Annotated in this window: 26 protein-coding genes; 11 read left to right on the top strand and 15 right to left on the bottom strand. The window is 57.9% G+C overall.

Features of this window, described 5'->3' with window-relative positions; genetic code table 11:
- The first annotated feature begins 12 nt into the window (after positions 1-12).
- Positions 13-1,098 (top strand): polysaccharide pyruvyl transferase CsaB, encoded by a 1,086-nt coding sequence (csaB, locus tag ACVWXZ_RS02805; RefSeq protein ID WP_457402763.1) that lies wholly within the window; start codon positions 13-15, stop codon positions 1,096-1,098.
- Positions 1,099-1,250: 152 nt separating this feature from the next.
- Here the strand turns inward: csaB and ACVWXZ_RS02800 are convergent, their stop codons facing one another.
- The gene (locus tag ACVWXZ_RS02800; RefSeq protein WP_414329883.1) at positions 1,251-2,405 is read right to left on the bottom strand and encodes a homocysteine biosynthesis protein; all 1,155 of its coding nucleotides are present in this window, start codon (positions 2,403-2,405) and stop codon (positions 1,251-1,253) included.
- Between the two features lie 129 nt (positions 2,406-2,534).
- Here ACVWXZ_RS02800 and ACVWXZ_RS02795 point away from each other — a divergent pair, with 129 nt between their 5' ends.
- Together ACVWXZ_RS02795 and ACVWXZ_RS02790 are read left to right on the top strand one after the other, a co-directional pair.
- Positions 2,535-3,464, top strand: coding sequence for an ABC transporter permease (locus ACVWXZ_RS02795; protein WP_011431804.1), 930 nt, complete (start codon positions 2,535-2,537; stop codon positions 3,462-3,464).
- A complete protein-coding gene (locus ACVWXZ_RS02790) occupies positions 3,461-4,285 on the top strand; it encodes an ABC transporter permease (protein ID WP_457402765.1) in 825 nt (274 codons plus the stop codon). The genes ACVWXZ_RS02795 and ACVWXZ_RS02790 overlap by 4 nt, the downstream gene beginning before the upstream one ends.
- On the opposite strand, the gene cpdA is transcribed toward ACVWXZ_RS02790, so the two are convergent.
- From cpdA to ACVWXZ_RS02770, 4 genes are all read right to left on the bottom strand, one after another.
- Positions 4,282-5,076, bottom strand: a complete 795-nt coding sequence (gene cpdA / locus ACVWXZ_RS02785) for a 3',5'-cyclic-AMP phosphodiesterase (RefSeq protein WP_011431802.1) — start codon at positions 5,074-5,076, stop codon at positions 4,282-4,284. The two genes, ACVWXZ_RS02790 and cpdA, sit on opposite strands and share 4 nt — an antisense overlap.
- Positions 5,077-5,406: 330 nt before the next feature.
- A complete protein-coding gene (gene psbP / locus ACVWXZ_RS02780; protein WP_414355432.1) occupies positions 5,407-5,931 on the bottom strand; it encodes a photosystem II reaction center PsbP in 525 nt (174 codons plus the stop codon).
- Between the two features lie 263 nt (positions 5,932-6,194).
- On the bottom strand, positions 6,195-6,953 hold the full coding sequence (locus ACVWXZ_RS02775; protein ID WP_011431800.1) for a PspA/IM30 family protein: 759 nt from the start codon (positions 6,951-6,953) through the stop codon (positions 6,195-6,197).
- 63 nt (positions 6,954-7,016) lie between these two features.
- On the bottom strand, positions 7,017-7,700 hold the full coding sequence (locus ACVWXZ_RS02770; RefSeq protein WP_457394860.1) for a polysaccharide deacetylase family protein: 684 nt from the start codon (positions 7,698-7,700) through the stop codon (positions 7,017-7,019).
- 80 nt (positions 7,701-7,780) lie between these two features.
- On the opposite strand from ACVWXZ_RS02770, the gene ACVWXZ_RS02765 reads away from it, so the two are divergent.
- From ACVWXZ_RS02765 to grxC, 3 genes are all read left to right on the top strand, one after another.
- A complete protein-coding gene (locus tag ACVWXZ_RS02765) occupies positions 7,781-8,011 on the top strand; it encodes a hypothetical protein (RefSeq protein WP_414355428.1) in 231 nt (76 codons plus the stop codon).
- A gap of 28 nt (positions 8,012-8,039) precedes the next feature.
- On the top strand, positions 8,040-10,835 hold the full coding sequence (polA, locus tag ACVWXZ_RS02760; RefSeq protein ID WP_457482115.1) for a DNA polymerase I: 2,796 nt from the start codon (positions 8,040-8,042) through the stop codon (positions 10,833-10,835).
- Between the two features lie 92 nt (positions 10,836-10,927).
- Complete coding sequence (gene grxC / locus ACVWXZ_RS02755; protein WP_011431797.1) at positions 10,928-11,188, top strand: glutaredoxin 3; 261 nt, start codon at positions 10,928-10,930, stop codon at positions 11,186-11,188.
- A gap of 19 nt (positions 11,189-11,207) precedes the next feature.
- On the opposite strand, the gene ACVWXZ_RS02750 is transcribed toward grxC, so the two are convergent.
- Both ACVWXZ_RS02750 and ACVWXZ_RS02745 read right to left on the bottom strand, forming a co-directional pair.
- Positions 11,208-11,504, bottom strand: a complete 297-nt coding sequence (locus ACVWXZ_RS02750) for a DUF2470 domain-containing protein (protein WP_414422424.1) — start codon at positions 11,502-11,504, stop codon at positions 11,208-11,210.
- A gap of 205 nt (positions 11,505-11,709) precedes the next feature.
- Entirely contained in the window at positions 11,710-12,381 is a 672-nt protein-coding gene (locus tag ACVWXZ_RS02745) for a hypothetical protein (protein WP_414355425.1), read from the bottom strand.
- 123 nt (positions 12,382-12,504) lie between these two features.
- On the opposite strand from ACVWXZ_RS02745, the gene ACVWXZ_RS02740 reads away from it, so the two are divergent.
- Positions 12,505-12,897: a hypothetical protein gene (locus ACVWXZ_RS02740; protein ID WP_457482114.1), complete on the top strand. Its 393-nt coding sequence runs from the start codon at positions 12,505-12,507 to the stop codon at positions 12,895-12,897.
- A 69-nt stretch (positions 12,898-12,966) separates the two neighbouring features.
- Here the strand turns inward: ACVWXZ_RS02740 and ispG are convergent, their stop codons facing one another.
- The 3 genes from ispG to ACVWXZ_RS02725 are packed head-to-tail and all read right to left on the bottom strand — an operon-like array spanning position 12,967 to position 15,628.
- Positions 12,967-14,196, bottom strand: coding sequence for a (E)-4-hydroxy-3-methylbut-2-enyl-diphosphate synthase (gene ispG, locus ACVWXZ_RS02735; RefSeq protein ID WP_457482113.1), 1,230 nt, complete (start codon positions 14,194-14,196; stop codon positions 12,967-12,969).
- A gap of 49 nt (positions 14,197-14,245) precedes the next feature.
- Positions 14,246-15,067 (bottom strand): MOSC domain-containing protein, encoded by an 822-nt coding sequence (locus tag ACVWXZ_RS02730; protein ID WP_457482112.1) that lies wholly within the window; start codon positions 15,065-15,067, stop codon positions 14,246-14,248.
- 45 nt (positions 15,068-15,112) lie between these two features.
- Positions 15,113-15,628 carry a bifunctional nuclease family protein gene (locus ACVWXZ_RS02725; RefSeq protein ID WP_011431791.1) on the bottom strand — a complete coding sequence of 172 codons (516 nt, stop codon included), beginning with the start codon at positions 15,626-15,628 and terminating at the stop codon, positions 15,113-15,115.
- Between ACVWXZ_RS02725 and ACVWXZ_RS02720 the strand changes: the two genes are divergently transcribed.
- Positions 15,627-16,475, top strand: a complete 849-nt coding sequence (locus tag ACVWXZ_RS02720; protein WP_457482111.1) for a cobalt-precorrin-6A reductase — start codon at positions 15,627-15,629, stop codon at positions 16,473-16,475. The two genes, ACVWXZ_RS02725 and ACVWXZ_RS02720, sit on opposite strands and share 2 nt — an antisense overlap.
- A gap of 25 nt (positions 16,476-16,500) precedes the next feature.
- Here the strand turns inward: ACVWXZ_RS02720 and ACVWXZ_RS02715 are convergent, their stop codons facing one another.
- On the bottom strand, positions 16,501-16,857 hold the full coding sequence (locus ACVWXZ_RS02715; RefSeq protein WP_414350270.1) for a single-stranded DNA-binding protein: 357 nt from the start codon (positions 16,855-16,857) through the stop codon (positions 16,501-16,503).
- Positions 16,858-17,193: 336 nt separating this feature from the next.
- Between ACVWXZ_RS02715 and ACVWXZ_RS02710 the strand changes: the two genes are divergently transcribed.
- Positions 17,194-19,350: an NAD(P)H-quinone oxidoreductase subunit 5 gene (locus ACVWXZ_RS02710; protein WP_457482110.1), complete on the top strand. Its 2,157-nt coding sequence runs from the start codon at positions 17,194-17,196 to the stop codon at positions 19,348-19,350.
- 99 nt (positions 19,351-19,449) lie between these two features.
- The gene (scpB, locus tag ACVWXZ_RS02705; protein WP_457482125.1) at positions 19,450-20,019 is read left to right on the top strand and encodes an SMC-Scp complex subunit ScpB; all 570 of its coding nucleotides are present in this window, start codon (positions 19,450-19,452) and stop codon (positions 20,017-20,019) included.
- Between the two features lie 184 nt (positions 20,020-20,203).
- Here the strand turns inward: scpB and ACVWXZ_RS02700 are convergent, their stop codons facing one another.
- Positions 20,204-20,854: a peroxiredoxin gene (locus ACVWXZ_RS02700; RefSeq protein ID WP_414399269.1), complete on the bottom strand. Its 651-nt coding sequence runs from the start codon at positions 20,852-20,854 to the stop codon at positions 20,204-20,206.
- A 292-nt stretch (positions 20,855-21,146) separates the two neighbouring features.
- Between ACVWXZ_RS02700 and ACVWXZ_RS02695 the strand changes: the two genes are divergently transcribed.
- Positions 21,147-22,202 (top strand): hypothetical protein, encoded by a 1,056-nt coding sequence (locus tag ACVWXZ_RS02695; protein WP_414381674.1) that lies wholly within the window; start codon positions 21,147-21,149, stop codon positions 22,200-22,202.
- Positions 22,203-22,281: 79 nt separating this feature from the next.
- On the opposite strand, the gene ACVWXZ_RS02690 is transcribed toward ACVWXZ_RS02695, so the two are convergent.
- The 3 genes from ACVWXZ_RS02690 to ACVWXZ_RS02680 form a co-directional block, all read right to left on the bottom strand.
- Positions 22,282-23,127, bottom strand: a complete 846-nt coding sequence (locus ACVWXZ_RS02690; protein ID WP_457482109.1) for an alpha/beta hydrolase — start codon at positions 23,125-23,127, stop codon at positions 22,282-22,284.
- Between the two features lie 120 nt (positions 23,128-23,247).
- Entirely contained in the window at positions 23,248-23,835 is a 588-nt protein-coding gene (locus ACVWXZ_RS02685; protein ID WP_457482108.1) for a CPBP family intramembrane glutamic endopeptidase, read from the bottom strand.
- 223 nt (positions 23,836-24,058) lie between these two features.
- The gene (locus ACVWXZ_RS02680) at positions 24,059-25,252 is read right to left on the bottom strand and encodes an RNA-guided endonuclease InsQ/TnpB family protein (protein ID WP_457482107.1); all 1,194 of its coding nucleotides are present in this window, start codon (positions 25,250-25,252) and stop codon (positions 24,059-24,061) included.
- Positions 25,253-25,272 lie beyond the last annotated feature (20 nt).

The following is a 25,272-nucleotide window of genomic DNA, read 5'->3' as shown; positions in this document are numbered from 1 at the left end:
CAGATGGACTCGATGAAACGGCCACAGGTTTTGATCTGTGGCTACTACGGCTACGGCAATGCCGGCGATGAGGCGTTGTTGCTGGCTCTCTTACGAGAGCTAGAGCAGTTGCCCAGCCCCGTACAGCCGGTGGTGCTCTCCCGTCGCCCTGCCGAAACGGCTGCCACCTATGGGGTGCTGGCCTATCCGCGCTTCAACAGTTTGGCTTTACGGCGCTGTCTCCAGGAGGCCCAGGCTTTCATCTGGGGTGGAGGTGGCCTGCTGCAGGATCGCACCAGTTGGCGCAGCCCTCTCTACTACCTGGGGGTGATGGGCCTAGCCCAGCGATGGGGGCTAAGAACCGTTGCCTGGGCCCAAGGGATCGGGCCGCTGCAGCGGGGGTGGATTCGCGCACTAGCCCGTCGCTCGTTGGCAGGTTGCACGGCCATCAGTGTGCGGGATGGGGTTGCCTCCCAATGGCTGCAAGAGTGGGGGATCCCTCACCAGGTGGCTCCGGATCCCGTCTGGAGTTTGCCGTCCAAAACCTTGCCGGAATGGGAAATGTGGCCTCAGCCCCGTATTGCTGTGGTCTTGCGTCCGCATCCGCAACTGACTGGAGCCTGTCTAGAAGCTTTGAGCCAGGGTTTACAGCGTCTCCAGGCTTCCACGGGGGCATACCTTCTCTTCGTGCCCTTTCAGCTGGCTCCTCCCGGATCCCCTGACCTTGGGCCAGACTACCACTTGGCTCAGCAGCTTCAGCAGCGCCTACCCCACCGTAGCCAAGTGCTGGAAATTCGGGATCCCTGTCTATTGAAAGGAGTCTTTCGGGGTGTCAGGCTGGCGATCACCATGCGCTACCACGGATTGGTGATGGCGGCGGCAGAGGGCTGCGCCTGTTTTGGTCTCAGCTACGATCCCAAGGTGAAAACGCTGCTCCAGGAATTGGGCATGCCTGGCTGGGATCTGCAGGAGATGCCCACCGATCCTGAAGCCTTACACCAAGCTTGGCTGGCCTGCTACTCAGAGGGCCTAGCTCTCAGCCCTGCCCAAGCTGACCTGTGGGCGAGGCAATCGGCTCAGCACGCTCAGTTGTTGAGACAGCACCTGAAGTGGGGTTGATGGGGTTGCCTGGAGAAGTTGCTGCCAGCGAATTCCGGTAGCGGTTCTTCTGGAGAGCCGCTTTACCCCAAAAGTAGGGAGGCACGGTGTCCCCAACCAAAGCGCTGCGTGCATCCGCTTGAGGAGGCCCCCAATTCATTGAGGGGAGGACGTCACCTGAGAGGGTTTTGGGGGAGAAACTCCCGATCCAGGGGCAGGGGGGCGACAGGTTGGGTGAGGGTAAATTGGCCGCTTTCTATCCACTGCTTGAGGATTTCGGCAATTTGTATGGAGCGGCGCAAGCTGGCCAGGGGAGCGGTGCGAATCTTGCGGCCATTGAGGGTGATCTGGCCAGATTTGAGTTGGGCATAGCTCACTAAGCCAAAGGTGGGCCGCACCCGGCGGGGAATGGAAAAGTCAATCACGGGGGCAACCAACTCCTCATCCCGAATGGCAATGGCCTCCAAATCCGCAGGAGCGAGGATGGGGATGGGGATCCCGACCCCCAACATCAAGCTGGGGCCGTAGTTGCGGAAGTAGCAGCCCCTCACCCATTCCGCCTGCATTTGCTTGGCATCCCCAATCAGGGCTAGAGTGGCCGCCGGGCCGATGGGAGTTTGGTTGGGCAATCGCTTTTGCAATGGAAAGTGTTGGGTGCCCTCCCAGGCGACGTAGCCGATGCCGCCTCCCAAAAAGATGCGGCTGCCGATCCCCACCCGGCGCAACAGGGGATCGTTCAACAAGGGGGATAGCTCTCCCGGGTTGGAATAGACGGCATTGCCCAGATGCGGTTCCAACAGACCCAAGTAGGTGTACAAAGGCCGATCCCCGCCGTTCACCCCGACGATGAAGTTTTGGTAGGCATTGCGGGGGTTGAACAGGTAAAACTGGTTGAGCTGATCCCGAGTCAGGGTGGTCTCGTAGTCGGCGCGGGGGTAACAATCGGTCACTTGGCCGATGGCCCGCAAATGGACGCGCTTGCCCGCCACCAGGTCGGCAATGACATGGCCGCCCCCATAGGCTTGATCCGCTTGCTCGCTGGGTTGGGCTGCCCCCAGGTAAAGATCCACCGCGCCAAATCCGGCATAGGCCGGTACCCCGTTCAGCCAAGCTTGGCGAATCTTGATGGGCGGATCCGTATGGCCCAGGTTCACAATGGCTCCTGAAGACTCCATTGGCTCAAAGGTGCCGGTGGTGATCACATCCACCTGCTCAAAGGCTTCCTGGATCCCCAAGGTGGCCAGCTTGGCTTTGGCTTCCAGGGCCGTCCACACCCGCACCTGGCCTTTGGCAATGCGTTGGTTAATCTGGTCTAGGGTTCTCTCCATGGGATGTAAAGATCGCAATGGTTGGTCGCGTTGGCGGTGTGGAGCACTAGGCAGTCTTGATCGCTTGATCGTCGAGGGATCCGCTCCCATCTTGAATTCTCTCGTGAGGCAGCTCTTGGGACTGGCTCAATGAATAGCTTAAATGGACGGGGATCTGGGCCGGTGGGGCTTAAGGGGATCCGGCAGTATGGGCCGCTTTTGCCGGCGTTGGGGTTGGTGGGCCTGCTCTACGGCGGGGGGCTGCTGCTGGCTCTGGCCCAGAGTGTGGGCCTCTACGGCCTGGGCGAGAGGGGGTTTACCCTGCAGGGGTATGGGGAGCTGCTGCGGGATGCGGAAGTCGGGGGATCCCTGTTGCTCAGCCTCAGAATCGCTCTGTTGGCAACGGGGTTGGCGCTGCTTTTGGGGCTGGGGCTGGCGCTGCTGTTGCGGGGGGTGGGGGGGTGGGCCATCTGGCTTGGCCAGTTGACGCTGCCGATTCCTCATTTGGTGGGGGTGGCGGGGATGCTGCTGCTGCTGGGGCCCAGCGGTTGGCTGGCGCGGCTGGCCTTCCAACTGGGCTGGATTGCCTCGGATCAGGATTTTCCCTTGTGGGTGAACGACCGCGGCTATGTGGGGGTGTTGCTCTATTGGCTTTGGAAGGAGATCCCGTTTGCCGCTCTGGTGGCGCTGACGCTGCTGCGCGGGATGGGATCCGAGCTGGAGCAACAGGCTCGTCTGTTGGGGGCTTCTGCCGCCCAGACGTTTTGGTATGTAACGCTGCCCTTGCTGAGGCCGGGGCTGCTGGCCACCGGGATTCTCATCTTCGGCTTTGTCTTCAGCGCCTTTGAGGTTCCCTTGCTCTTAGGGCCCACCTACCCGCGCACCTTGCCCGTTCTGATCTACCAGCGCTTCACCCACATCAACCTGGAGCAGCGGCAGCAGGCGGTGGCGCTGGGGATCATCCTGCTGGCTGTCTCGGCAGCGGTGGTCAGCCTAATCGGAGGGCTGTTTGCAGCCAGAGTATCCTTTCTGCAGCTGCCGTTTGGCTCAGCGGGACGGAGTCCTTGGAGAAAGCCGTGAAAGGACGCAGATGGATTGGGGGATCCCTGCTCCGCCTTGGGGTGGCCGGAGTGGCCCTCCTTTGGGCTTTGCCCTTTGGGGTGCTGGCCCTTTGGGCCTTCACGCGGGCCTGGTATTTTCCCGATGCCCTGCCCCGGGCATGGAGCATAGCCGGTTGGCAGCAACTGCTGAGCTGGGGATCCCAGTTCCGGGCAGCCTTCGGCCAGAGCTTGCAAATTGCCCTGTTCACCACCCTGCTGGCCCTGGGGGTGGGGATCCCGGCGGGACGAGTTTTGGGCACCCATCCTGTGCCCGCTTGGCTGCGCCTGCTGTTGCTGTTGCCCGTCATCACCTCTCCTCTGGCTGTGCTGATGGGGATCCAAGGGGTGCTGATTCGCCTGCGGCTAGACGGTGCCCTGCTGGGGGTGGTGCTGGTGCATCTGATCCCCACCATTCCCTACATGGCTCTGGTGATGGGCAGTGTGTTCGCCCGTTTCGACCGCGGCTACGAGGCGCAGGCCCGCTGTTTGGGGGCGGATCCCTGGCAGGTGTGGTGGCAGGTAACGTTGCCCCTCATTGCCCCTGGGGCAGCCATTGGGGCGGTATTTGCCTTTTTGATCTCCTGGAACGAATTTTTGCTCACCTTCTTTGTCGGCGGTGGGCGGGTTCTCACGCTGCCGATGCTGCTCTACAGCCTTTTGCAAGGGGGAAACAACACCTTGGTGGCCGTGGTGGCCCTCCTGTCAGTGGTGCCGGGGTGGTTGGCCTTGCTGGGGGCCAGCGTTTGCTTGGGGCAGGCCATCGGGCTACCCCCCGCAGAGGCTCAAGAGGAAGAGAGCTAATATCCCTTCAGGGCCAGGTTGGGCCGTTGCAGAGCAGCTCCCACCCGTTGAACCTGAGTTTTGAAGCTGCCATCTCGCTCCAGCCATATCTGCCTCAGGGCAGGGGGAATCACCTCCAGGCCAAACTGAGGGCTCTTGGGACGAAATTGCACACAGGTTGAGGGACAAGCCAGGTAATCAACCCCCTCCCGCCGGCGGTGCAGGTCTTGGTGAATATGGCCGAATACAACGAGGCGGATGTGGTCGAACTCGTCCAGAACCCCAAACAACCGCTCCGGCTGCTGCAGGGCACTTTGATCTAGCCAGGCAGAATCCACCGAAAAAGGGGGATGGTGCAGGGCCAACAAAACATGGTGTTGGGCAGCTTTGCTCCGCTGCAATTCCTGTCTCAGCCACAGCAGCGTGCGCTCCGTCAGGTAACCGCTATCTTTGCCGGGCACGAGGGAGTTCAACAAAATAAAGCTCCAATTTTCCCGGCTGAAGCTCTTGTCCCCAAATAGCCGCTCGGCGTGGAGCTCTTGGTTCATGGTGTGCAGGCGATCGTGGTTGCCTGCCAACCAGTAAGTATCGATGGGGAGAGCCTGCAAATGGGCTCTCAAACGGGCGTAAGATGCCGCACTGCCATCTTGAGAGAGATCTCCGGTAAGCAGCAGCAGATCCGGCAAGGGATCCAGAGCGGCAATGGCCTTTTGCACCTGCAGGAAAGAGGCTTCCGTGTCCACCCCCAGCAGCCGGTGATGGGGCTTGGCAAACAGATGCAGGTCGCTGATCTGAACCACGTATACGGTCATAGAGCAGGCCCAAGAGGGTGGGATCCCATCTCCGCAGGTTTAAAACACTACCGTTTTACGTTTTAACACCAGATGGCCCGGCTGGAACCCGTAGGTAGGGTCATTTCGATTCAAGCTAGGACACTGCACCCACACCCAAAACGTTGGTCGCGTCTTCGCGTCAGCGTTGCGGAGCAATAATCCCCAGAACCACAAGGCTTTTCTCAGTAGCCCAGGCGTCTCGCCCCCAACCTAAAATGACCATAACTCAGCCCTAAAGGGCTCAACCTTAACCTACCCAAGTCCGTCAACCCGGTTCAATCCCTTGAGAAAATCCTCTCAGGAAAAGCTTTAGGAAACATTCAGAGAGCGGCCCACGTTCCTAAAGGCAGCTTGCACCTGAGGCCAGCGGGATTCTTGGGTAGAGGCTGTCAGCGTGTAGAGGCGATGGTGCCGAACGGTTACCGTCACCACCTCATGACGAAGCTGGGATCCCATATCGGTTTGGTATTCCAGCAGGTAATAGGGGTGCTCCTGCCGCTCAAAGGCTTCGGCAGCCAACAGCTTGGCCGAGCGACCGGATCCCTCAGGAGCAATGATCTTCTCCGCCACCAACTGCCCCACCTCAGCCGGGCTGCCCAGATCGGCAATCGTCTCCCCTTTGTCAAATGGGGCGATCATCAAGCTGACGTTCTCGGTCTCGTACACCAGGTCGCGCAGGAGAACCACCGGCCCTTTCCCCGGCCCAAGATTGACCGCCACCATGCCGTTGGGGTAGGCAAAAGCAAAGGCTCCGCTGGGATCCCTGTAGGCCCGCAGGTTAGAGCCCGCGGAACAGGCACAAACCACCAAGCTGAGGCAAACACAGAGCAGCAACAACGCCCTAGACAGCCACAGGCTGGTTGCGTAAGTGGGCCACAGGCCTGATCGGGCAGAATGCGCGCCTCGTGCTGCTGACATTGCTGGGATCCTCTCCTCAGATGGGTTGCCTATTGTTCCTTTATCATCCTAGTACGAGCGCACTCCCTCTAGCCCGTTGACCGTCAATTCCCAACGGAAAACTCCCCCTGCAACTTAGCAGCGGGGTTGCCGACGTGGGTTGAAAAGCGAGGGATCCCCAAGCTTGGAAGCAACTGCCGCTATTGAGGGAGCCGCTTCTCGAAATCCAAATCCGGCATCGGCAAGTTGGCCTGGGCACCTCCTTGGCCGGTGAGCATTGCCAAGCGGCGGGAGATTTCGTCGTCCATGGCCATTTCATCCAGTTGGGCAGCAATCTGCTCGCTGCGATCTTCCGAGAGTTCGCTCATGGCTCGGGATTTGAGCTGGCGAGCCTGGATAGCATTCTTTGCCGCCTCAAATTGGGACTTGGCCGAGTCGATGTTGTAGGAGTTGTTGACGCGGGTCATCTGCTCCAGAGCTTGGTTCACCTCGTTGATGTCTTTGAGGTTGCTCAGCTCGCTCTTGTAAGCGGCCAGTCGTTCTTTCTCGCGGGCCAGCTTTTGCTTGGCGGCGTTGACGTAGCGCTCGGCAGTTTCCACGTTCTCCTTAAGGGGGCCGAGAATGGCCTCAATTTGCAGCGCTTGGGACATAGCCAGGCGGGCAGCCTCTTGATCGCCTCGTTGGGCGGCCAGGCGAGCCTTGTTCTCCAGGGCCTGGTACTCCCGCACCTTTTGCATGTACTTCTGCTCAGCCCGCTGATAGGCAGCCACTTGGGTGGCAACGGCTTCCGTGAGACGCTGAACCGTCTCCTGCATGGTGCGTAGGGATTCTTCCGCCACCATCACCGCTCCTGTGCCGCCTTTCTCCACCGGGATCCCCCACAGCCAGTTCCAAGTTCCGACGATGACGCTGCCGGCCCGTTGCCCAAAAATGCCGTAGATAATCTTGCGTGCGCCCATGGCCTGACCCTCCTGCTTGTGCGTGCCTCTACTGTATTTAATTTCTCCCCAACTGGAAAGATCTCAGGGATCCGGCAAGTGGACAAATTCAAATCCCCGCTTCTTCAAAGTTGGGATCAACTGCCGCGTCACCTCAGCCACTTGGGATCCCCCCTCTACCCCATCGTGCAGCACGATTAAGGAGCCAGGCCGCACCTGGGCCAGCACCCGCTCCACTACCACCGATACCGGTGGGATCAGCCAATCCTCAGGCACCACGCTCCACATCACCGGACAAAAGCCCCAACGGCGCAAATCCGCAAGCGTCTGCGGCCAAAACAAGCCATTGGGCGGGCGCACAGCCCGATAATCGTCAGGGATCCCGCCACAGGCAGCCACGAGGGTGGTTTGGCTGCGCTTCAGGCTCTGATAAAGCTCTCCAGGGGCAAGCTGGGTGAAGGAGCGATGCTGCCAGCCGTGAAGGCCAATGCGGTGGCCTTGTTGGCGGATCTGACGGGCCAGGTGGGGCCAGCGCTGCACCCGTTCTCCCAACACAAAAAACGTGGCCGGCACCTGAAAATCCATCAAAACCTGCAACAAAGCAGGGGTGTACTCAGGGTGAGGGCCATCGTCAAAGGTCAGAGCCACCCGCTGGGTATGGGGATCTGCCGGCAACTCCCACAGGCCGTCGGGAAAAAGGGTCTTGAGGCCCCAATGCAGGGGTGGGTAGAGAGATGGGGGCAGGATTTGCTGAGAAGAGAAGAGCATTGTGGTGGGCTGTATTTTGTCCAGAACCAGAGGGCAATGCTTTGGGTGATCAACTGGGTAACAAATTTAGGTATTGCCGATTGAGCCAACCAATTGAAAAAATGGGCATGAGCATTGTAGCCCGCAAAACGGAAATCAGGGTTGGCGGGCCCGTCGATGGGCTTTTGGATCTCGTCCTAGCCAGTTGTGATTACAGATTGTGCCTACAGATTGTGATTACAGAAGTTGCCATTGGGTGTCGGCAGCAGCCCGCCGCTCGAGTTCTTGAGACGGATGTGGGATCCCTTCTGCCCATAGCCCAGATCCGATAGGCTAGATTCACCCTCAAGGTATCAGCTGATGGCTTGGCAAACTCCAACACTGCTGCTGGTGGATGGTCACTCTCTGGCCTATCGCTCCTTCTACGCCTTTGCCTACAGCCGCGAGGGGGGGTTGCGCACTTCCACTGGGATCCCCACCAGCGTCAGCTTTGGCTTTTTGAAATCGCTGTTAGAAGTCTTGGACAAATACACCCCTACCCATGTAGCCGTTGCCTTTGATACACGGCAGCCCACTTTTCGCCACGAGGCCGACGAAACCTACAAATCAGGCCGCCCGGAAACGCCACCGGAGTTTATCGAAGATGTGGAGAACCTGAAGCAGGTGTTGACGGCACTACGCATCCCGATTTTGGTGGTGCCTGGTTTTGAAGCCGATGACATTTTGGGCACCCTCAGTAGGCTAGCCCCCCAAGATTACCGGGTGCAGATCTTAAGTGGCGATCAAGATCTGTTCCAGTTGATCGATACCGATGGAAGAGTTCGGGTTTTGCACCTCAACAGCAAAGATCGCATCAGCGAGTTTGGCCCCGAACAAGTGAAAGAAAAATTGGGCATCTGGCCTTGGCAGGTGGTGGATTATAAGGCCCTCTGTGGTGACCCTTCTGACAACATTCCCGGGGTGAAAGGGATCGGCCCCAAACGAGCTGTGGAGCTGCTGGAGCGCTACGGCAGTTTGGATGAAATTTTCGACCACCTGGACGAGATCCAAGGAAAAGTCCAGCAATACCTCAAAGAAGGGATCCCGGCGGCCCATCACTCGCAATTTATGGCTCGGATCAAATGCGACGTTCCTCTTTCTCCCGACTGGGAGAGCATGAAATTAACCGGGTTTGATCAAGCAGAATTGCTGCCGCTGCTGGAAAAATTGGAGTTTCACAGCTTCATCGCCCAAGTGCGCAAAATACAAACGGCTTTGGGGGGGATCCCAACCGAGGCAGAGGTGGTTGGCGCTTTTAATCCCACCGGGGATCCCGCAAACGCTCCTGACGAAGCCCTGTGGTTTGATTTTGCCCTCGATCCCGTCCCTTCTCTGCCGGCGGTGCGCATCATCGATACGCCGGAGCAACTGGAGCTTTTGCGGCAAGAGCTGCTGGCCTGCCCAGGGATTGTAGCTTGGGATACTGAAACCACCAGTCTAGATCCACGGGATGCCCAATTGGTGGGGATCGGCTGTTGTTGGTCAGAGGGAGATATCGCCTACTTGCCCATCGGCCACCGCCAGGGATCCAATCTGGATTGGGAGCTGGTGAAACAAAGCCTGCAGCCCCTCTGGGAAGATCCCAACCGACCCAAAAGCCTACAGAACTGTAAGTATGATCTGAGCATTTTCCGCGCCCACGGGATCCGCCTGCAAGGGATCCAGTTTGATCCCATGTTGGCCAGCTACGTTTTGGATCCAGAAGCCAGCCACAACTTGGCCGATTTGGCAGCCACCCATTTGAATTTGCCGACCACCAGCTACAAAAAGTTGCTGGGCAAGGAACAGTCCATCGCCGACATCCCAATTTCCAGAGTTGCAGAATACTGCGGAACTGATGCCTATTGTGCCTATCGTCTGGTGCCGATCCTCACCGAAAAGCTGCAGAAAACCGATCCACGCCTGTGGGATCTTTTTATTCAAGTCGAGCTGCCCTTGGCCCAAGTTTTGGAAGAGATGGAGTGGATCGGCATTCGCGTTGATACCGAGTTTCTGAGGCAATTTTCCCAAGAGCTGGAACAAGAGCTGCAAAGTTTGGAGCAGAAAGCTTATGCCCAGGCTGGAGAGACCTTCAACCTCAATTCTCCCAAGCAACTGGGATCCCTGCTTTTTGAAAAGCTGAAATTGGACATTCGCAAAACCCGCAAAACGGCTACTGGCTATTCCACTGATGCCTCAGTTTTAGAAAAGCTAGAGGGGGATCATCCTCTCATCGAAACCATTGTGCAATACCGCACCTTGGCCAAGCTAAAATCGACCTATGTGGATGCTCTGCCCGCCTTGGTGAGAAGGGATACCGGCAGAGTCCACACCGACTTTAACCAAACCGTTACTGCCACCGGCAGGCTCAGCTCCTCAAACCCCAACTTGCAAAATATTCCCATTCGCACCGAGTTCAGTCGCCGGATTCGACAGGCTTTTATTCCCCAAGAGGGATGGCTATTGGCGGCAGCAGATTACTCTCAAATTGAGCTGCGCATTTTGGCCCACCTCAGCCAAGAACCTGCCTTGCTGGAAGGCTTTCGCTCAGGGGAAGATGTGCATACCCTGACCGCCCGCCTGCTCCTGGAAAAACAGGAAATAACCAGCGAAGAACGCCGCCTGGCCAAAACGATCAACTATGGGGTGATCTATGGCATGGGAGCGCAGCGCTTTGCCCGCACTGCGGGGGTTTCTTTGTCGGAAGCCAAGCAATTTTTACAGCGATTTAACGAGCGCTACGCCGGCATTTTTGCCTATCTGCGCTCCACTGAAGCCTTTGTGGAAAAGCATGGCTATGTAGAAACGATCTTGGGTCGCCGTCGCTATTTTCCCAATTTGTCTCGTCTGACAGGCCATCGCAAACAAGCCGAATTGCGGGCGGCTGTGAATGCTCCCATCCAGGGATCCGCCTCGGACATTATCAAAGTAGCAATGGTGCGCCTGCGGCAAAAGCTGCAGAACTTTCGTTCCCGCTTGCTCCTGCAAGTGCATGATGAGCTGGTGTTTGAGGTGGATCCCTCGGAATGGCAGGCCCTAAAACCGCTGATCCAAACAGAAATGGAAGGAGCGGTGCCCCTCTCCATACCGCTGGTTGTGGATATCCAAATTGGCCACAACTGGAAGGAAGCCAACTAGACCATGGGAGGCAGAAAACCTCAGGTTTGCAAGGAAAGGGATCCCGGCTCCGTGAAAATGTTAAGCTATGTAAAAGCGTTTGTTGTTTTCTTATGACTGTTGAGATTTACACCTGGCGTTTTTGTCCCTTTTGCATCCGGGCTAAGCAACTGCTGGATCGCAAAGGCGTGAAGTATATCGAGTACGCCATCGATGGAGACGAGGCAGCACGGGCGGAAATGGCCAAGCGGGCCAACGGCCGCCGTTCGGTGCCGCAAATTTTCATCAACGACCAGCATATCGGCGGCTGCGACGATCTTTACGCGCTAGAGGCTCGCGGCCAGTTGGATCTGCTCCTACAGCAGGCCAGCTAAGCCTCAACTGTATCTCTCATCACTTTGTAGCCTGTTTAACTTGAGCGCGAGCCTGCTTCACCATGGCAATTAAGGTTTGATGGGCGTCCTCGGAGTCCCGCAGGGGGTGGTCGAAGCGGATCCGCAGCGTTTGTACGGCCCCGTCGACCTGCACCTGCAAGTCCATCCCTTCCGGGTCAATGGCCTGCATGCGGGCTTGGGTAACTCCTTCCACCTGGCCAAAGACCCTGGCGTAGAGGGCTATTGCATCGGCATGATCTTCGTTCATGTGCTTGCAGATGCGCTCGCTAACTTGGGGGGTGAGAGGATCGCCCATGGCAGTTGTTTTTAGCTTACAGCCCTCAGTTTAAAGCTCCCGCCAGTCCACAGTAAACTACCCAACCCTACCCCTGGCCAGTACAATAATGCGGCTAACCCAGCGTTAAAAGCGGCGCTCCCGGATAGGCAGCCGTTTAGGTTTCAGAATAAAAAGGCAGGGATCCCTTCCCCTCCATCCCAGAGAACACCAGGGATCCAGGGGATCAAGCTTGTCCTTGGGCCTGTAGCTCCAACAGCTCATCTGCCATATCCAAAAAAGCCTCCCGATCCAGATAGGAGACATCTCCCACCCACTCCCCCAGCTTGACCACATAGACCTCGCTCAAGGTGGGCCGGCGCTGCAAATCGCGGGAATAGGCTTTCACCAACCCGAGCACCGATTGCTTTTTGACAATTCGCCTGTAGCGGGGATCGTCCTTGGCCCGCACGCGATAGACGACTCCGGTCTCATCGCCAATTTCCATCTCAAACTGGCGCTCCCGCACCTCTTCAATGTAGAAGTTGCCATCTTCATCCAGCTTTTCTCGCTCTTCCACCACCACCTCGTAGCGGCGAGTGCGCAACACCTGCCCAAAAAACAATCCCCCGTAGGGAATCTCGCGAAAGGCTAGCTGACGGCGGGAGATGGTGTAGAGCGGCCCCCACAGGAAGGGATAGAGCAACGAGAGGATCCCGACCAGGAAGGCGATTGCCCCCAGAAAGGATCCCTCGCCGAAAGCGCGAGAGAGAACCAGCAACGCCACACCCACCAAAATGGCCGTGATGATGCGGCCCGTGCTCTTGAGGGCATCGCTCCAGTAAGCCGCATACTGAAGGCGCGTTGGCACCACCGGAATCACCGATTCGCATTCTTCTGGGGTTAGCTCCAACAACATGCTCCAAGGATCCTCACAATGCCACACTCCATCTGCAACGGGCCAGACCCTATCTTAAAATGAGGCAGGGGCGCTTTGCCGCCGGGCTTGTCTGCTGCCAGTCCTTGCGCACTTGCCACTTCCATGCCGACAGGATCCTATTGCTCCTCGACCAGCCAGGCCATCAGACAGCAGGTGGCCCAATTGGACGAGGGATCCCGTCGCGACAAGGCTTGGCTGGGGGATGCGGTGTTGAGCTTGTTTGCCCGGCAGTGGCTGCTTGGGCCACCTCAAGACTGGCAAGTGCCTTCCCCGCCCAGTTGTGACCTGAATCGCGCAGAACTCTTCACTTGGCTGACCTCCAATCAATTTTTGTCGGCCTTCAGGGATCCCACGCAGGTTGAGGCGGAAATCGGCCTGGTTTACGAAAAAGAAGGTCTACAAGCAGCGTTTGAATACATCCAGGCGCACCTGCTGCCGCTGTTTGTGAGGCAGGTGAACAACCGCGCCAAAGCTCTGCGTGGCAAACGCCGCTAGCCAGTTTCTCAGCGAAGCAAGAGCGCGGCAGGATGGCTGGGCAGGTCGCCTCTTGAGGGGGAAGCAGAGTTAATGGGAAGAAGGGGGATCCACCCAGCGCCCATCGGCTTTGATCAGATCGATCAGCGCCTGCACGCCTTCCGATTCCGGCACCCTTTTCACTTCCTCTTTGCCGCGGTAGAGAGAGATCACCCCCGGCGTCTTGCCTACGTAGCCGTAGTCGGCGTCGGCCATTTCTCCCGGCCCATTGACAATGCAGCCCATCACGGCAATGTCCAGCCCCACCAGGTGCTGGGTTGCGGCGCGCACCTTCTGCAGCACCTCCTCCAAATTGAAGAGGGTGCGGCCACAGGAAGGGCAGGCCACATACTCCACCATGGTTTTGCGCAGGTTCAGAGCTTGCAAAATGCCGTAGGCCACCGGGATCTCCTTCTCTGGGGCTTCCGTGAGAGAAACCCGAATCGTGTCGCCGATCCCTTCAGCCAAGAGGGTTCCGATCCCCACCGCCGACTTGATGCGCCCATATTCTCCATCGCCCGCCTCGGTGACACCTAAGTGGAAGGGATAGTTTAGGCCCAGGGCATCGAAGCGACGGGCTGCCAGCCGGTAGGCCGCCAACATGACCTGCGGGCGGGAGGCCTTGAAGGAAAGCACCACATTGTGAAAGTCTTGCTCGGCGCAGATTTGGGCAAATTCCAGGGCCGACTCCACCATGCCCTCAGGCGTATCCCCGTAGGTGAAGAGCATCCGCTCTGCCAGGGATCCATGATTGACCCCGATGCGCAGGGCTTTGTTCTGGGCTTTGAGGGTCTGGACAAGGGGGGTGAAAGTTTCCCGGATTTTGTTACGAATGGCCTCAAATTCGGCTTGGGTATATTCTGTGCGACCGGGCTGAGGTTTTTCAAAGACGAACAACCCTGGATTGATGCGCACCTTGTCCACGTATTTGGCTACTTCCAGGGCGATCTTGATGCCGTTGTGATGGACATCGGCTACCAAAGGCACCGGCTTGTAGGTTTGGATCAGCTTCTCCCGAATCGCCTCCATCGCCTTGGCATGGGCCATGCTGGGAACGGTAACCCGCACAATCTCTGAGCCTGCCTCGTGCAGACGGCGGATCCCGGCCACTGCCGCGTCGATGTCGAGGGTGTCCTCGTTAATCATGGACTGTACCACCACCGGGTGCTGGCTGCCGATCAACACATCAGCTACGGCCACCGTGCGGGTGGGGCGACGGGGATAGACCGGTTCTGGGTAGGGCTGCTGGGGGGGGGCGTTGGGCCGATCCAGGGTTTGCATAGCTTGGTCAAGCCAAAAGAGCTGCTCTAGCTTGATTGTAGGTCGGAAACTAACCTGGGATTCGACTCAGCTCAGGGTAGAGGCTGAGGGGTTCAACCCCGAGGATTTCGACGGGATCCCCAACCCTCAGGTGCTTGCCCGCCTCCGTTCTCGGGATCCACGTATTGATCCCAAGGCGATAGAAATGGTCAAAGCGGCTGGCTTCGGCCCAGGGTGGCAAGGTTTTCTGCCGTTGCGCCACGAAGTGCTTTTGAAAACCGGGATAGGCCTCTCCGCTCAGGGGATCCCGGGTGGGCACCACACAGCGGGTGCAGGGGTTGAGGCCCAGCAGCTCCACTTCCCCAATGCGAAAGCGCACCCCTTGATCTGCCTGGGCAAAGAGCCGATCCTCCCAAAAGGGCAGACATTCCGACAGCTCGATATTCATGCGAAAGCGTTGCCGCATCTCTTCGGGGGTGAGGCCGGGGAACCAATTGGCCACCGTCTCCAGAGTGGCTATGCTGATCAGGGTGGGGCCGTTGGCATAGGGATCATCCGGAAACCCTCTGAGAGGCTCCTCCAGCAGTTGCACCGGAAAACCGAACCAATCGCTGAGCCAAGTCTGCAAAGCATCCCGCTGCTGCTGCAGGTCAAACTGAGCCGCCTTGCCATCCCCCCACAACTGCACCCGGCACAACCGGGGATCAAACCGGGCCCGCAGGCGGTGGACTGCAGCATGGCGTTTGCCGTTTACCCGCTTCCCCTCCGCATCCACCAGGGCGTAGCACCGATCCCCCTCCAAAGTCCCCCCTGCCGTCAGCCTCACCTCAGACAGAGGGATCCCATCCAGGGACTTGATGGGATAGACCGTTAACCTGGCAACCTGGGGCATGGCCTGTCTGCCGGGATCCCTGGGGGTGGGATCCGCCTTAGCTGCTTAACTGTCGGCTTCGGTGGGATGGTCGGTCATGGGGTAGCTGCGGATAAAGTCTCTGGGGGTTACATTCTCTACAAACTTGCGAAAGGCCTCCCGCTCCGCCTCGTCGGCATCCTGGTTCATGGGGATCGAGGCTTCCGCAATGACCTCTTCCACCGTCCAGATGGGAACATGGGCCCGCAGGGCGAGGGCAATGGCGTCGCTGGGGCGGCAGTCGATCTCTTGTTTTTTGTCACCATTCACGGTGACAAGCACCGCGTAAAAGGTGTTATCTAGCAACGCGTGAATGATGACTCGCTCCAGCTTGATCCCCCACGTCTTCCAGGAATTGAGGATGAGATCATGGGTCATGGGGCGCAGTGGCTTTTGGTCGTCCAGGGCCTGCAAAATGGCGTTGGCCTCTGCTTTTCCCACCCAAATGGGCAGGGCACGACGCTCACTGCCATCGCGCAGGATGACAATGGGGTTTTGGTTGACGGCATCGACCGCAATCCCAGCCACATGCATCTCGATCATGAGCAATTGCCTCCAGCCGGTGATCTTGATCGTATCTACGGGCGTCAAAGTTTGGCAACACACCATGAGCTCAGTTGGTAGTCCAGTTGAAGTGGCTTTGATCGGGGGCACCAGCGAGAGCCGCAGCTTGGCCGACGCCCTCAGCCGGCAGGGGATCCCTTGGGTGGCAACCGTCACCACCGAAGGGGCCAGAAGGCTGTATCAGGATTTGCCCGGTCAGGTGGTGGTCACCCGATTTTCGCCGCCATCTCTGGAACAATTCCTGCAAGAACGCCGGATCCGCGTAGTGGTGGATGCCTCTCATCCTTTTGCCCAGCAAATCTCGCAACTGGCCATCCAGGTGACGGCTCAACTGAGGATCCCCTACCTGCGCTACGAACGCCCTCCTGTAGAGCTGGATCCCTGGGTCCAGGTGGTGCCGGACTGGCAGGGGGTGCTCACAGAGGCGGTGCTGGCGGGGCGGCGGGTGCTGCTGACGGTGGGAGTGAAGGCCCTGCCCCTGTTTGTACCTTGGCAAGATCGCTGCCAACTGTGGGCACGGGTGCTGCCGGAATCGGTTCCCCAAGCGGTGCAAGCCGGGATCCCTGCCGAGCGGGTGATCGGGATGCGCTTGCCCCTCAGCTTGGAGCAAGAACTGCAGCTTTGGCAGCGGTTCAGCCCTCAGGTGGTGATCAGCAAAGCTTCTGGGGAAGCAGGTGGGCTGGGGATCAAACAGGCAGTGGCCAAAACCCTGGGGATCCCTCTGTGGGTGATCCGGCGACCCCCGTTGGACTATCCCTGGTGCAGCCAGGATTTGACAGCAGTGGTGCAGGCCTGTAGGCGATGCTTGGAAGGAGCGGGACCTTGAGGTTGCCCAGCTCCAGTCCAACGGGTCAAAACGGCTCTTCGGGGGGTAGGTTGGAGTCGCGGTCTTGACGGGATCCCAGCAGTTCTAGGCGATCTACAGCGATGATGGGCCTCTGGCGCTCTTCTCCGGTGGATTTGTCTTTCCAGCGATCGAACTTGAGGCTGCCCGTTACCCCGATGAGGCTGCCTTTGCGCACATACTCTCCGGCCACCTCGGCAGTGCGGCCCCACAACTCTAGGCTGAACCAATCGGGCTTGTCTTCTCCTTTGCGGAATCGGTTGACCGCCAAGCTAAAAGTACAGACCACCTTGCCTGACTCAAAGTAGCGCACCTCCGGATCCATGCCGGCTCGCCCCACCAAGGTCACCAGGTTCAAGCTCATGGGTAGTTTCTCCAGACCGCCAGTAGATCTAGCCTTCGTTGTAGCGCTCGCAAGGGATCCCTGTCATCTTTTGGCCTGCGACCGTCGGCTTGGGCTCAGAGCCGATTCTTTAGGATATTTACAGATTCAACTGCGGGGATCCCGATTGATCTCTGGGAAAAGCCTCTGCTGTGATGGACTTGATGCTCGGGATCCGGATCCGCACTCTGTCGCAAAAGTTTACAATGGCAGAAGCAGTTGAGCAAATGCCAGCCCACCAGACACTCCCACCGGCCAATTGCAGGGCTAGCAGAGCAGGTTTGTTGCTGTGAGAGGACGCATTCGGAAGCATTTCCCATGGAATTCATCTACACATACGCCTGGTTGATCCCCGTCTATCCTTTGGTGGCAGCCTTTCTCCTCGGCTTAGGTATCCTGATGTTCAACGCCTGGACAAGGGCCAACCGCTCTTTGGCTGCCTTTTTGAGCGTGTTCGCGACCGGGACGGCGATGGTTCATGCCTTTGCCCTTTTGGTCAGCCAGGTGCAAGGGCACGAAACCGTCCTCAGAACCATCACCTGGGCCCAGGCGGGATCCTTCTCGGTGGACATGGGCTTTGTCGTGGATCACCTGAGCGCCATGATGCTGGTGGTGGTGACCACCGTGGCCTTTCTGGTGCAGATCTACTCCCATGGCTACATGGCCCACGATCCCGGCTATGTGCGTTTCTACGCCTACCTGAGCTTATTTAGCTCCTCGATGCTGGGCTTGGTGGTCAGCCCCAACCTGGTGCAGATCTATATCTTCTGGGAGCTGGTGGGGATGTGCTCCTACCTGCTCATTGGCTTTTGGCACGACCGGCAGGCAGCGGCAGAAGCAGCGCAAAAGGCGTTTGTGGTCAACCGGGTGGGAGATTTCGGCCTGCTGTTGGGCATTTTGGGCTTTTACTGGATTTCCGGCACCTTCGCGTTCAACGAGATCGGGCGCAACTTGCAGGAGATGTTGGCTGCCGGAGCGGTGAGCAGCAGCTTGATTGCCCTGTTTGCGGTGTTGGTGTTCTTGGGGCCGGTGGCCAAGTCGGCCCAGTTCCCGCTGCATGTGTGGTTGCCGGATGCCATGGAGGGCCCCACGCCCATTTCCGCTCTCATCCACGCGGCGACGATGGTGGCGGCTGGGGTATTCCTCTTGGCCCGCATGTTCCCGGTGCTGGAAGGGATCCCGGTGGCCATGGACATCATCGCCTGGACGGGGGCGGGCACAGCCTTCTTGGGGGCCACCATTGCCATCACCCAAAACGACATCAAAAAAGGCTTGGCCTACTCCACCATTTCCCAGCTGGGCTACATGGTCATGGCCATGGGGTGCGGCGCCTATGGGGCGGGCCTGTTTCACCTGATGACCCACGCCTACTTTAAGGCGATGCTCTTTTTGTGCTCTGGCTCAGTTATCCACGGCATGGAAGCGGTGGTCGGCCATGACCCGGTTTTGGACCAAGACATGCGCCTGATGGGGGGGCTGCGCAAATACATGCCGGTTACGGCCATCACGTTTTTGATCGGCACGTTGGCCATTTGTGGGATCCCGCCCTTCGCCGGCTTTTGGTCTAAGGATGAGATCTTGGGCGCTGTTTTCGAACGGAACCCAGCTTTGTGGGGGGTGGGCTTCCTCACCGCCGGCATCACTGCCTTCTACATGTTCCGCATCTACTTCCTCACCTTTGAAGGGGAGTTTCGCGGCACCAACCTGAGACTGCGGCAGGAGGTGGCTGTCAGCGCGGGTCGTCCTGTGCCGGCTTTTGCCTATGTTTTCGCGGGGAAACAGCCGGCCTTTGGCCCTGGAGCCATGAACATTCAAGAAAAACCCCAGCCCAGCAGCCATCCTGAAGCCCACGAAAACCTGCACGACGGAGATGCCCATGCCTCAGAGCCCCATGAGTCCCCTTGGTCGATGACCTTCCCGCTGTTGGCTCTGGCCGTCCCTTCTGTGCTGATTGGCCTGGTGGGTACCCCTTTTGCCAACTTCTTTGAAGCTTTCATCCACCCACCGACTGAGTCTGTGGCAGAGGCAGGCTCGATTTTACCGCTGGTGGCAGCAGAGTGGCAGGAGGTGCTGGCGGGCCATTTCGATTGGGCAGAGTTTCTGATCATGGCGGGTAGCTCCGTGGGCATTGGGCTGATCGGCATCACCTTGGCCAGCTTGATCTACTGGCAAAAGCGCATCGACCCGGGCACCTTCCCCCAAAGCCTGCAGCCGCTCTACTACTTCTCCCTCAACAAGTGGTACATTGACGACCTCTATGAGCGAGTCTTTGTGCAGGGCACCCGCTTCGTGGCACGGGAGGCGCTGGAGGTGGACAGCCGCATTGTGGATGGTGTGGTCAACCTGACGGGCTTGGTGACCATGGTGAGCGGCGAGGCGATGAAATACCTGGAGAGCGGCAAGGCCCAGCTTTACGCTTTGATTATCTTTGCAGCGGTGGTGGTGATGGTGGTGGCATCAGGGGTAGGGTTCTAGCTCGAAGGCGAGGATGGATCCGGCCCGCTTGGCCAAGGGATCCCTCAGCCTAGAACTGCTGCTATGCTACGGAGCAAGTTGAGCGGATCCCTTGTTGCAATGGCCCCGCGTCGTCTTACGTCGATTTCGGATCCCTTGTTGGCGGAAAGGCAAGGTCAGAGGGAGCGTGTCTTGGCCCTGAAAAATCAGATCGAAGCGATCCTCTACTTAAAAGGGCAGCCCCTGGAGCTATCCGCCCTGGCCCAGTTGGCCCATTGCAGTCGCGACGAAGCCTACGATGCGCTGCTGGAATTAATGGAAGACTATGCCCATCGAGATTCTGCCTTGGAGGTCTTACAGGTGGAGGAGGGGTTTGCCCTGCAGTTGCGGGAGCCGTTTTTGGAGCTGGCCAACCAGCTTTTACCCCCTGAAATTGGGGTGGGTGCTACCCGTACCCTGGCTACAATCATTCTGCGTGGCCCGCTCTCGCAGGCGGAGTTGGTGGAGTTGCGCGGCCAAGGTGCTTATCAGCACGTGGCAGAGCTGGTAGAAAAAGGCTTCGTTACCCGCTATCGCAAAGAAGGCTGCCGTTCCCCTTGGTTGCGGGTGACCGATAAGTTTCATCGCTACTTCATGGTAGATGAGCTGGCCAAAAAAGCAACAGAGGCGGCTTCTTTCCCCGAAGAATAAACTTTGAAGAATAAACTTTCCCCAACTGCAAAATGAGGGATCCCTAACTCCCCTCTCCCAAAGGGAAAGTGTCTCAATCTGGCTTGAAATAAAAAAGGATCCCCTGGTCGGGGATCCAAATCGAGGGGAGCGCAGCTTCGGCAGAGAAGGGATCAGCCGAAAGTAGGTTCGATTGCTGAGACTTCTACTTGTTGGGCTGAGGGGTGACCCGCAAATAGGGCTTAATTTCCTTGTAGCCTTTTGGGAACTTCTCTTTCAGCACTTCCGGATCTTTCAGCGAAGGCGGAATGATGACATCGTCACCGTCTTTCCAGTCGGCAGGGGTGACGACATTGTACTTATCCGTCAGCTGTAGGGCATCGATCACCCGTAGGAGCTCGTCGAAGTTGCGGCCCGTGCTGGCCGGGTAGGTGAGAATGAGGCGGATCTTCTTATTGGGATCAATAACGAACACCGAGCGCACCGTCAGGGGCAGCCCTTCTTGATTGAGGTTGGTTTGATCCAACATGCCGTAGAGCTGAGAGACCTTGCGGTCTGCATCTGCCAAAATGGGATAGGTCAAAGTGGCGTTCTGGGTTTCCTCGATGTCTTTTACCCAGCCGACGTGGGAGTCCACATCGTCCACACTGAGGGCGATCACCTTCACACCCCGCTTTTCAAATTCGGGCATCAGCTTCGCAACAGTGCCTAGCTCTGTGGTGCAGACCGGCGTGTAATCGGCGGGGTGAGAGAACAACACCACCCAGCTATCCCCGGCCCAAGAGTAGAAATCGATTTCGCCGTGGGTAGACTTTTGCGTGAAATTGGGAGCAGTATCGCCAAGTCGGAGAGACATACGCTCTTGATCCTCCGTAAAAGGGTTCAATCCGGTGAGACAGGGATCCGGATCCTTCGACCCGATCCCTCCCGATCTTGCCACATAACTCCACTTTTCCGAGCGGATTGCAGGTGATTTTAAGATTCTTGCTGGCGGGAGGGAGTGCTCCTCCTCTTCCCTGACGCCTTGCGCCCAGGCAGAACGTAAACAATTGCTGCGCGGATCTTAACGTTCCTTAAGTTCTTTGCTGCAGCGGTAGCCCCCTAGAAGTATGCTAGGTAGCACTAGATCCTCTGACGTAAGGTAGGCCATGGAAGAATTGAGGCAAGACGCAGAAACCGTTACACCTTGCAGCTTGGCCACCCTGTGGGCGCAAAAATATGTAGACAAGCTACGGGCACAGGCTGCCTTGGGCGAGCTGCCAGGCGCCCCTCTAGCTGACAAGGTGAAGGGATCTTTGCGCTTTGCCAGCTCCCAGGCCTGGGCGAAGACGGAGCGGCTCTTGGCTGCTGAAATACCGAGGCAGCGGCTGGATCCGGACTTGATTGATCCCTGGCAAATTGCCGAGGATTCCCAGGAGTTATTTGAAAAGGCAGCAGCAAGTTGTGGGGAGGGCCTCTCACCAGCCCGCTTTTCGGTAAAGATCGCGCCATCTTGTGGCCAGCTGCGGGCTCGCTACAGCAAGCCGGATCCGCGGGTACTTGGCTTTTTAAGCATGCAATTTCACTACACGGGGCAAATGGTCCTGCAGGCTCTGCTGCCCCAGGAGCGGGGTCTCTTCCACCCCTACTTGAAGGTTATGGATGACCACCTGTACATGCCTTTGCAGAGGATGTACGAGGCCGCTGCCGCCCAGGCAGGCGATCACTTTTCTGCGCCTTTGGCTGCTATTCAAGAGCTCTTGCCCCTGGTTACCAGCGTGGCAGAGTCCATTTGTGCCGAGGTAGCCCAACGTTTTCCGGACTATCACTGCGAAAGCGGTCCCTTGACAGATCTGAACGTGCGGATTTCCAGCATCCGCGATGTGGAGATGTTTCAGGTGTACTTGGGCCTCTGTGCCCTAGAAGGCAGCATGGCGGCTATCCAGCAGGAGCTGTTTCCCCTCTGTGTGATGCTCTACCCCCCTTTGAAAGTGAGCTGGGAGCTGGTACGGCAGATGCTCAAGCTCTTGGATAAGGTTCTGAGGTCTGGTCTCAGCCAGGCCAGCTATGCCATCCTGCTGCCCTACCTCCAGGCAGTGCAGGGTATGTTCTCGCTGGAGGTTTTTCCTGAAAATGACCCCATCTGGAGCCATCATCCCGATGTGATGCGCTTTATGGAGACGGCGCAGAATCTGTTGCAAGAATTGCTGGCTCAAAAAGCTTAAAGGCCAGTTAACGCCACCATTCCTATTCCCGCTCGCGACCTCCCAGTTACGCAAGGAAGGGAACATTGGCAGTTGCTGCTCAGCCTGCCTGCAGCTTGGGATCCACCAGCTCGGCCACGAATTGGTGCAGGATGGGGACATAGCGCTCTCCGGCCACTTCCAGCAAATTGTTGTGACCGGCCCCTTCGATAGGCACCAAGCGTTTGGGATCCCGTGCTGCTTGGTAAAGGGCTTCAGCGTGCCAAAAGGGGATCAAACGATCATGGGTACCGTGCAAAATTAGCAGCGGGCAATTGATCTTGGCCATGCGGCTGAGGTTGTCGAAGCGATCGAAAGGTAGCAGCGGGATGCGGGTTAAGACGCGGAAGGCTGTGACGAAGGTGGATTCCAGGATCACGCCCCCCACCGGCTTTTGGGCTGCCAAATAAACCGATGGCCCGCCCCCTACTGATCTTCCATAGACCAAGATCCGCTCCGGCGGGATCCCTTGGGCAACCAGGTGAGCGTAAGCGGCCTCGATGTCTTTGTAAGCGCCGGCCTCGGAAGGGATCCCTTCGCTGGTGCCGTAGCCGCGGTAGTCGTAGGCCAAGACGCCAAACCCGGCCTGCTGCAGGCCCACCAGGCGGGGCAGGATATCCCCCAAGTCTTCGGCGTTGCCATGGCTATAGAGGAGGGTATAAGCAGCAGCCGGATTGGGCAGATATACCGCTGAAATCTGCAGCCCATCAGAGGTCGTGAGCTTGAGAATGGCGTCCCCATCTCGATAGCTGGCGGGACGAGGCAAAAAGATCATTCGCTCCGATTGAAACCAGCCCAGCCAGAGCAGGTAGCCGTACACCACCAGCCCGACGAGCAGCAAAGATCGCCCCACGCGCAGCCACGAGAAGGATCCCAAAACTAGTTGTAGGAGATCTCGGTGGGGCATTGACAGGAAGGCATCGACAAGTAAGTTAAGCTCAATTTGCGGCACTTGCCCAAGGTTCTGCGCTGCTTACAGGCAACCCCTTTCCCATAAGTGAAGAGGGGAGCAGGAAAACTGCATCCTTCAGGGCTCCGCTTGAGAGAAAAAGCATTTCCAGGTGCAGACCCCAATCCAGTTGACAAGGGTGTGGGCGACAATGGTGACCAACAGGTTTCCCGACAGCCACAAGCCGATCCCCATGAGGATGCCGACCCCACCGGCCCAGACGGCATAAGGCCAGCCTTGCCATCCCAACCAATGCAAGACGCCAAACAAGAGGCCACTCAGGAGGATCCCGCCTGTCCACCCCAAGGGGCTGGCCACCAGCAGGGACATCAACACGCCGCGAAACAGCCATTCCTCGCTCCAGCCCGGCAGCAGGCCCACCCAAAAGACATCTCCCCACCGCAAGGGATCCGCCACCCAGTGTAAATAGGCAGTGGCTGCCCGACGATAGGCTGGCCAGAGCCGGTAAACCCCGCCGCTGAGCAGAGCCACCCCCAGTCCCAGCCCTGCCCCCCACGCCAAGGCTAGGGGATCCCAGCGAAACGGCACGGGAAAGGAGGATCCCAGCCAGATCCAGAGACCCACAATGAGAGCCGAAAACAGGGTGGTGATGCCCATTCCATTCAAGATCTGTTCGCGTGTGCAGGGCTGAATCTGGGAAGTCATGGAGGGGATCCCTAGGCTTCGAACTCCGGAGGGTTAACAGCAGCTGCTGTTTTTATCATCGTTTATCTCAGCGGTCCTAGGTTCACGGCAGGTTGACAGCAGCTACAGAGCGTCCCTCAAAACTGCCTCAGCTTGTAAGCCAGCATGGATATGAGCCTTGAGTGTGACCAAAGGGACTCAATCGCCCCCTTGCTCTGTCTTGTAAACTACCCGGCTCCGACCGCTAAGCGGTACGGAGCGGGCTTTCAGTAGCCCTGAGCCTGTTCTGCTCTACCAGAGAACAAAACAAGCCCGGACCTCTAGGCTGGTTTACGACAGCCCCCAAGAGCGCAATCACATTCGCACCATTCAAATCCGCATCCCCTTCCCATCCACAGTGTCCACACTTAAACTGCTTCCCAGTGCGATAGGATTGCGCAGGATCGGGATGGATATGCAAACACTTGTGGCAGGTCTGCGACGTGTAGGCGGGCGGCACAAGAATCAGAGAAACCCCTGCAACCCTCGCCTTGTATTCCAGAAACTGACGTAGTTGGTAGAACGCCCAACTGTTGGTCCTACGCCGCTCGGCTTTGCTGCGTGGCTGTTGATTGACCCTTTCCCGGATCCCTGTCAGGTCTTCCAGGGCGATAGCGCTGTTGGTAGCTTTTGCCCTAGAGACAATAGCTTTGGAGATGCGATGATTGACCCACACTTGAAAGCGTCTCTCCTTGCCAGCCAGCCGTTGCAACAGTTCTCTGCATCTGCGCCGCGAACTGCGTGTGCCCTTACTGGCTTTGCGTTGGAGTACCGCCCTCAACCGGGAGTAGTGGTCTCGGACTCTGTTCAACTGCTGTCCATTCCAGTTGTCCCCGTCTGACGTATGGGCAATATCTGTCCTTCCCAAGTCCACCCCGATCACCTTGTCGGTTTCTTGTTGCTTGGGTGGTTTTTTCTCTACGCAAATCTGGATGTAGTAGGAGCCATCCTTCCGCTGGACTAGGGTGGCCGATTTGGGGTTAGAGCCAGCCAGCATTCCCCTCTGGTAGTTACCAATGGCTAGCTCAAAGCGTTCTCTCCCTTCCACCGTGGTCAGCGACACCGTCCAGTCTTTCTCGCGGAATGAAAAGATACGTGCGTCGTAGGTAACGAACCTACGCTTGAACTCTTTAACCGGACGGTTGTGCTGTCTCGCCACTTTGCGAGCGCCTGCCACCCGTCTGCACACCTGTTGAGCCAAGTTACTGGACAAGCCGAACCGGGCTCGAATCTCGTAGTAGCAAAGGGATTGCAGTTTGACCGCGTTGACGATCTTCTCCGGCGTGTTCTGGTTGACCCAGTTCAAGGCTTGGCCAAAAGCCTCCATCGTCGCGTCCAATTTGGCGGCTTGCGACTGGGATGCCTTGAGCTTACAGGAGACGGTCAGGACTTGGCTCATAAGTTCATTGTACTTCATCA

The organism is Thermostichus sp. MS-CIW-38 (genome assembly GCF_054058415.1).
The sequence above is the reverse complement of the archived record's forward strand: the minus strand, read 5'-3'. Positions and strand labels throughout refer to the sequence as shown.

Bases quoted from the DNA above. Each gene is read 5' to 3' on its own strand.
- csaB (WP_457402763.1), top strand. From the start codon at position 13: ATGAAACGGCCACAGGTTTTGATCTGTGGCTACTACGGCTACGGCAAT.
- ACVWXZ_RS02800 (WP_414329883.1), bottom strand. From the start codon at position 2,405: ATGGAGAGAACCCTAGACCAGATTAACCAACGCATTGCCAAAGGCCAG.
- ACVWXZ_RS02795 (WP_011431804.1), top strand. From the start codon at position 2,535: ATGAATAGCTTAAATGGACGGGGATCTGGGCCGGTGGGGCTTAAGGGG.
- cpdA (WP_011431802.1), bottom strand. From the start codon at position 5,076: ATGACCGTATACGTGGTTCAGATCAGCGACCTGCATCTGTTTGCCAAG.
- ACVWXZ_RS02775 (WP_011431800.1), bottom strand. From the start codon at position 6,953: ATGGGCGCACGCAAGATTATCTACGGCATTTTTGGGCAACGGGCCGGC.
- ACVWXZ_RS02770 (WP_457394860.1), bottom strand. From the start codon at position 7,700: ATGCTCTTCTCTTCTCAGCAAATCCTGCCCCCATCTCTCTACCCACCC.
- polA (WP_457482115.1), top strand. From the start codon at position 8,040: ATGGCTTGGCAAACTCCAACACTGCTGCTGGTGGATGGTCACTCTCTG.
- grxC (WP_011431797.1), top strand. From the start codon at position 10,928: ATGACTGTTGAGATTTACACCTGGCGTTTTTGTCCCTTTTGCATCCGG.
- ACVWXZ_RS02750 (WP_414422424.1), bottom strand. From the start codon at position 11,504: ATGGGCGATCCTCTCACCCCCCAAGTTAGCGAGCGCATCTGCAAGCAC.
- ACVWXZ_RS02745 (WP_414355425.1), bottom strand. From the start codon at position 12,381: ATGTTGTTGGAGCTAACCCCAGAAGAATGCGAATCGGTGATTCCGGTG.
- ACVWXZ_RS02740 (WP_457482114.1), top strand. From the start codon at position 12,505: ATGCCGACAGGATCCTATTGCTCCTCGACCAGCCAGGCCATCAGACAG.
- ispG (WP_457482113.1), bottom strand. From the start codon at position 14,196: ATGCAAACCCTGGATCGGCCCAACGCCCCCCCCCAGCAGCCCTACCCA.
- ACVWXZ_RS02730 (WP_457482112.1), bottom strand. From the start codon at position 15,067: ATGCCCCAGGTTGCCAGGTTAACGGTCTATCCCATCAAGTCCCTGGAT.
- ACVWXZ_RS02720 (WP_457482111.1), top strand. From the start codon at position 15,627: ATGAGCAATTGCCTCCAGCCGGTGATCTTGATCGTATCTACGGGCGTC.
- ACVWXZ_RS02725 (WP_011431791.1), bottom strand. From the start codon at position 15,628: ATGATCGAGATGCATGTGGCTGGGATTGCGGTCGATGCCGTCAACCAA.
- ACVWXZ_RS02715 (WP_414350270.1), bottom strand. From the start codon at position 16,857: ATGAGCTTGAACCTGGTGACCTTGGTGGGGCGAGCCGGCATGGATCCG.
- ACVWXZ_RS02710 (WP_457482110.1), top strand. From the start codon at position 17,194: ATGGAATTCATCTACACATACGCCTGGTTGATCCCCGTCTATCCTTTG.
- scpB (WP_457482125.1), top strand. From the start codon at position 19,450: ATGGCCCCGCGTCGTCTTACGTCGATTTCGGATCCCTTGTTGGCGGAA.
- ACVWXZ_RS02700 (WP_414399269.1), bottom strand. From the start codon at position 20,854: ATGTCTCTCCGACTTGGCGATACTGCTCCCAATTTCACGCAAAAGTCT.
- ACVWXZ_RS02695 (WP_414381674.1), top strand. From the start codon at position 21,147: ATGGAAGAATTGAGGCAAGACGCAGAAACCGTTACACCTTGCAGCTTG.
- ACVWXZ_RS02690 (WP_457482109.1), bottom strand. From the start codon at position 23,127: ATGCCCCACCGAGATCTCCTACAACTAGTTTTGGGATCCTTCTCGTGG.
- ACVWXZ_RS02685 (WP_457482108.1), bottom strand. From the start codon at position 23,835: ATGACTTCCCAGATTCAGCCCTGCACACGCGAACAGATCTTGAATGGA.
- ACVWXZ_RS02680 (WP_457482107.1), bottom strand. From the start codon at position 25,252: ATGAGCCAAGTCCTGACCGTCTCCTGTAAGCTCAAGGCATCCCAGTCG.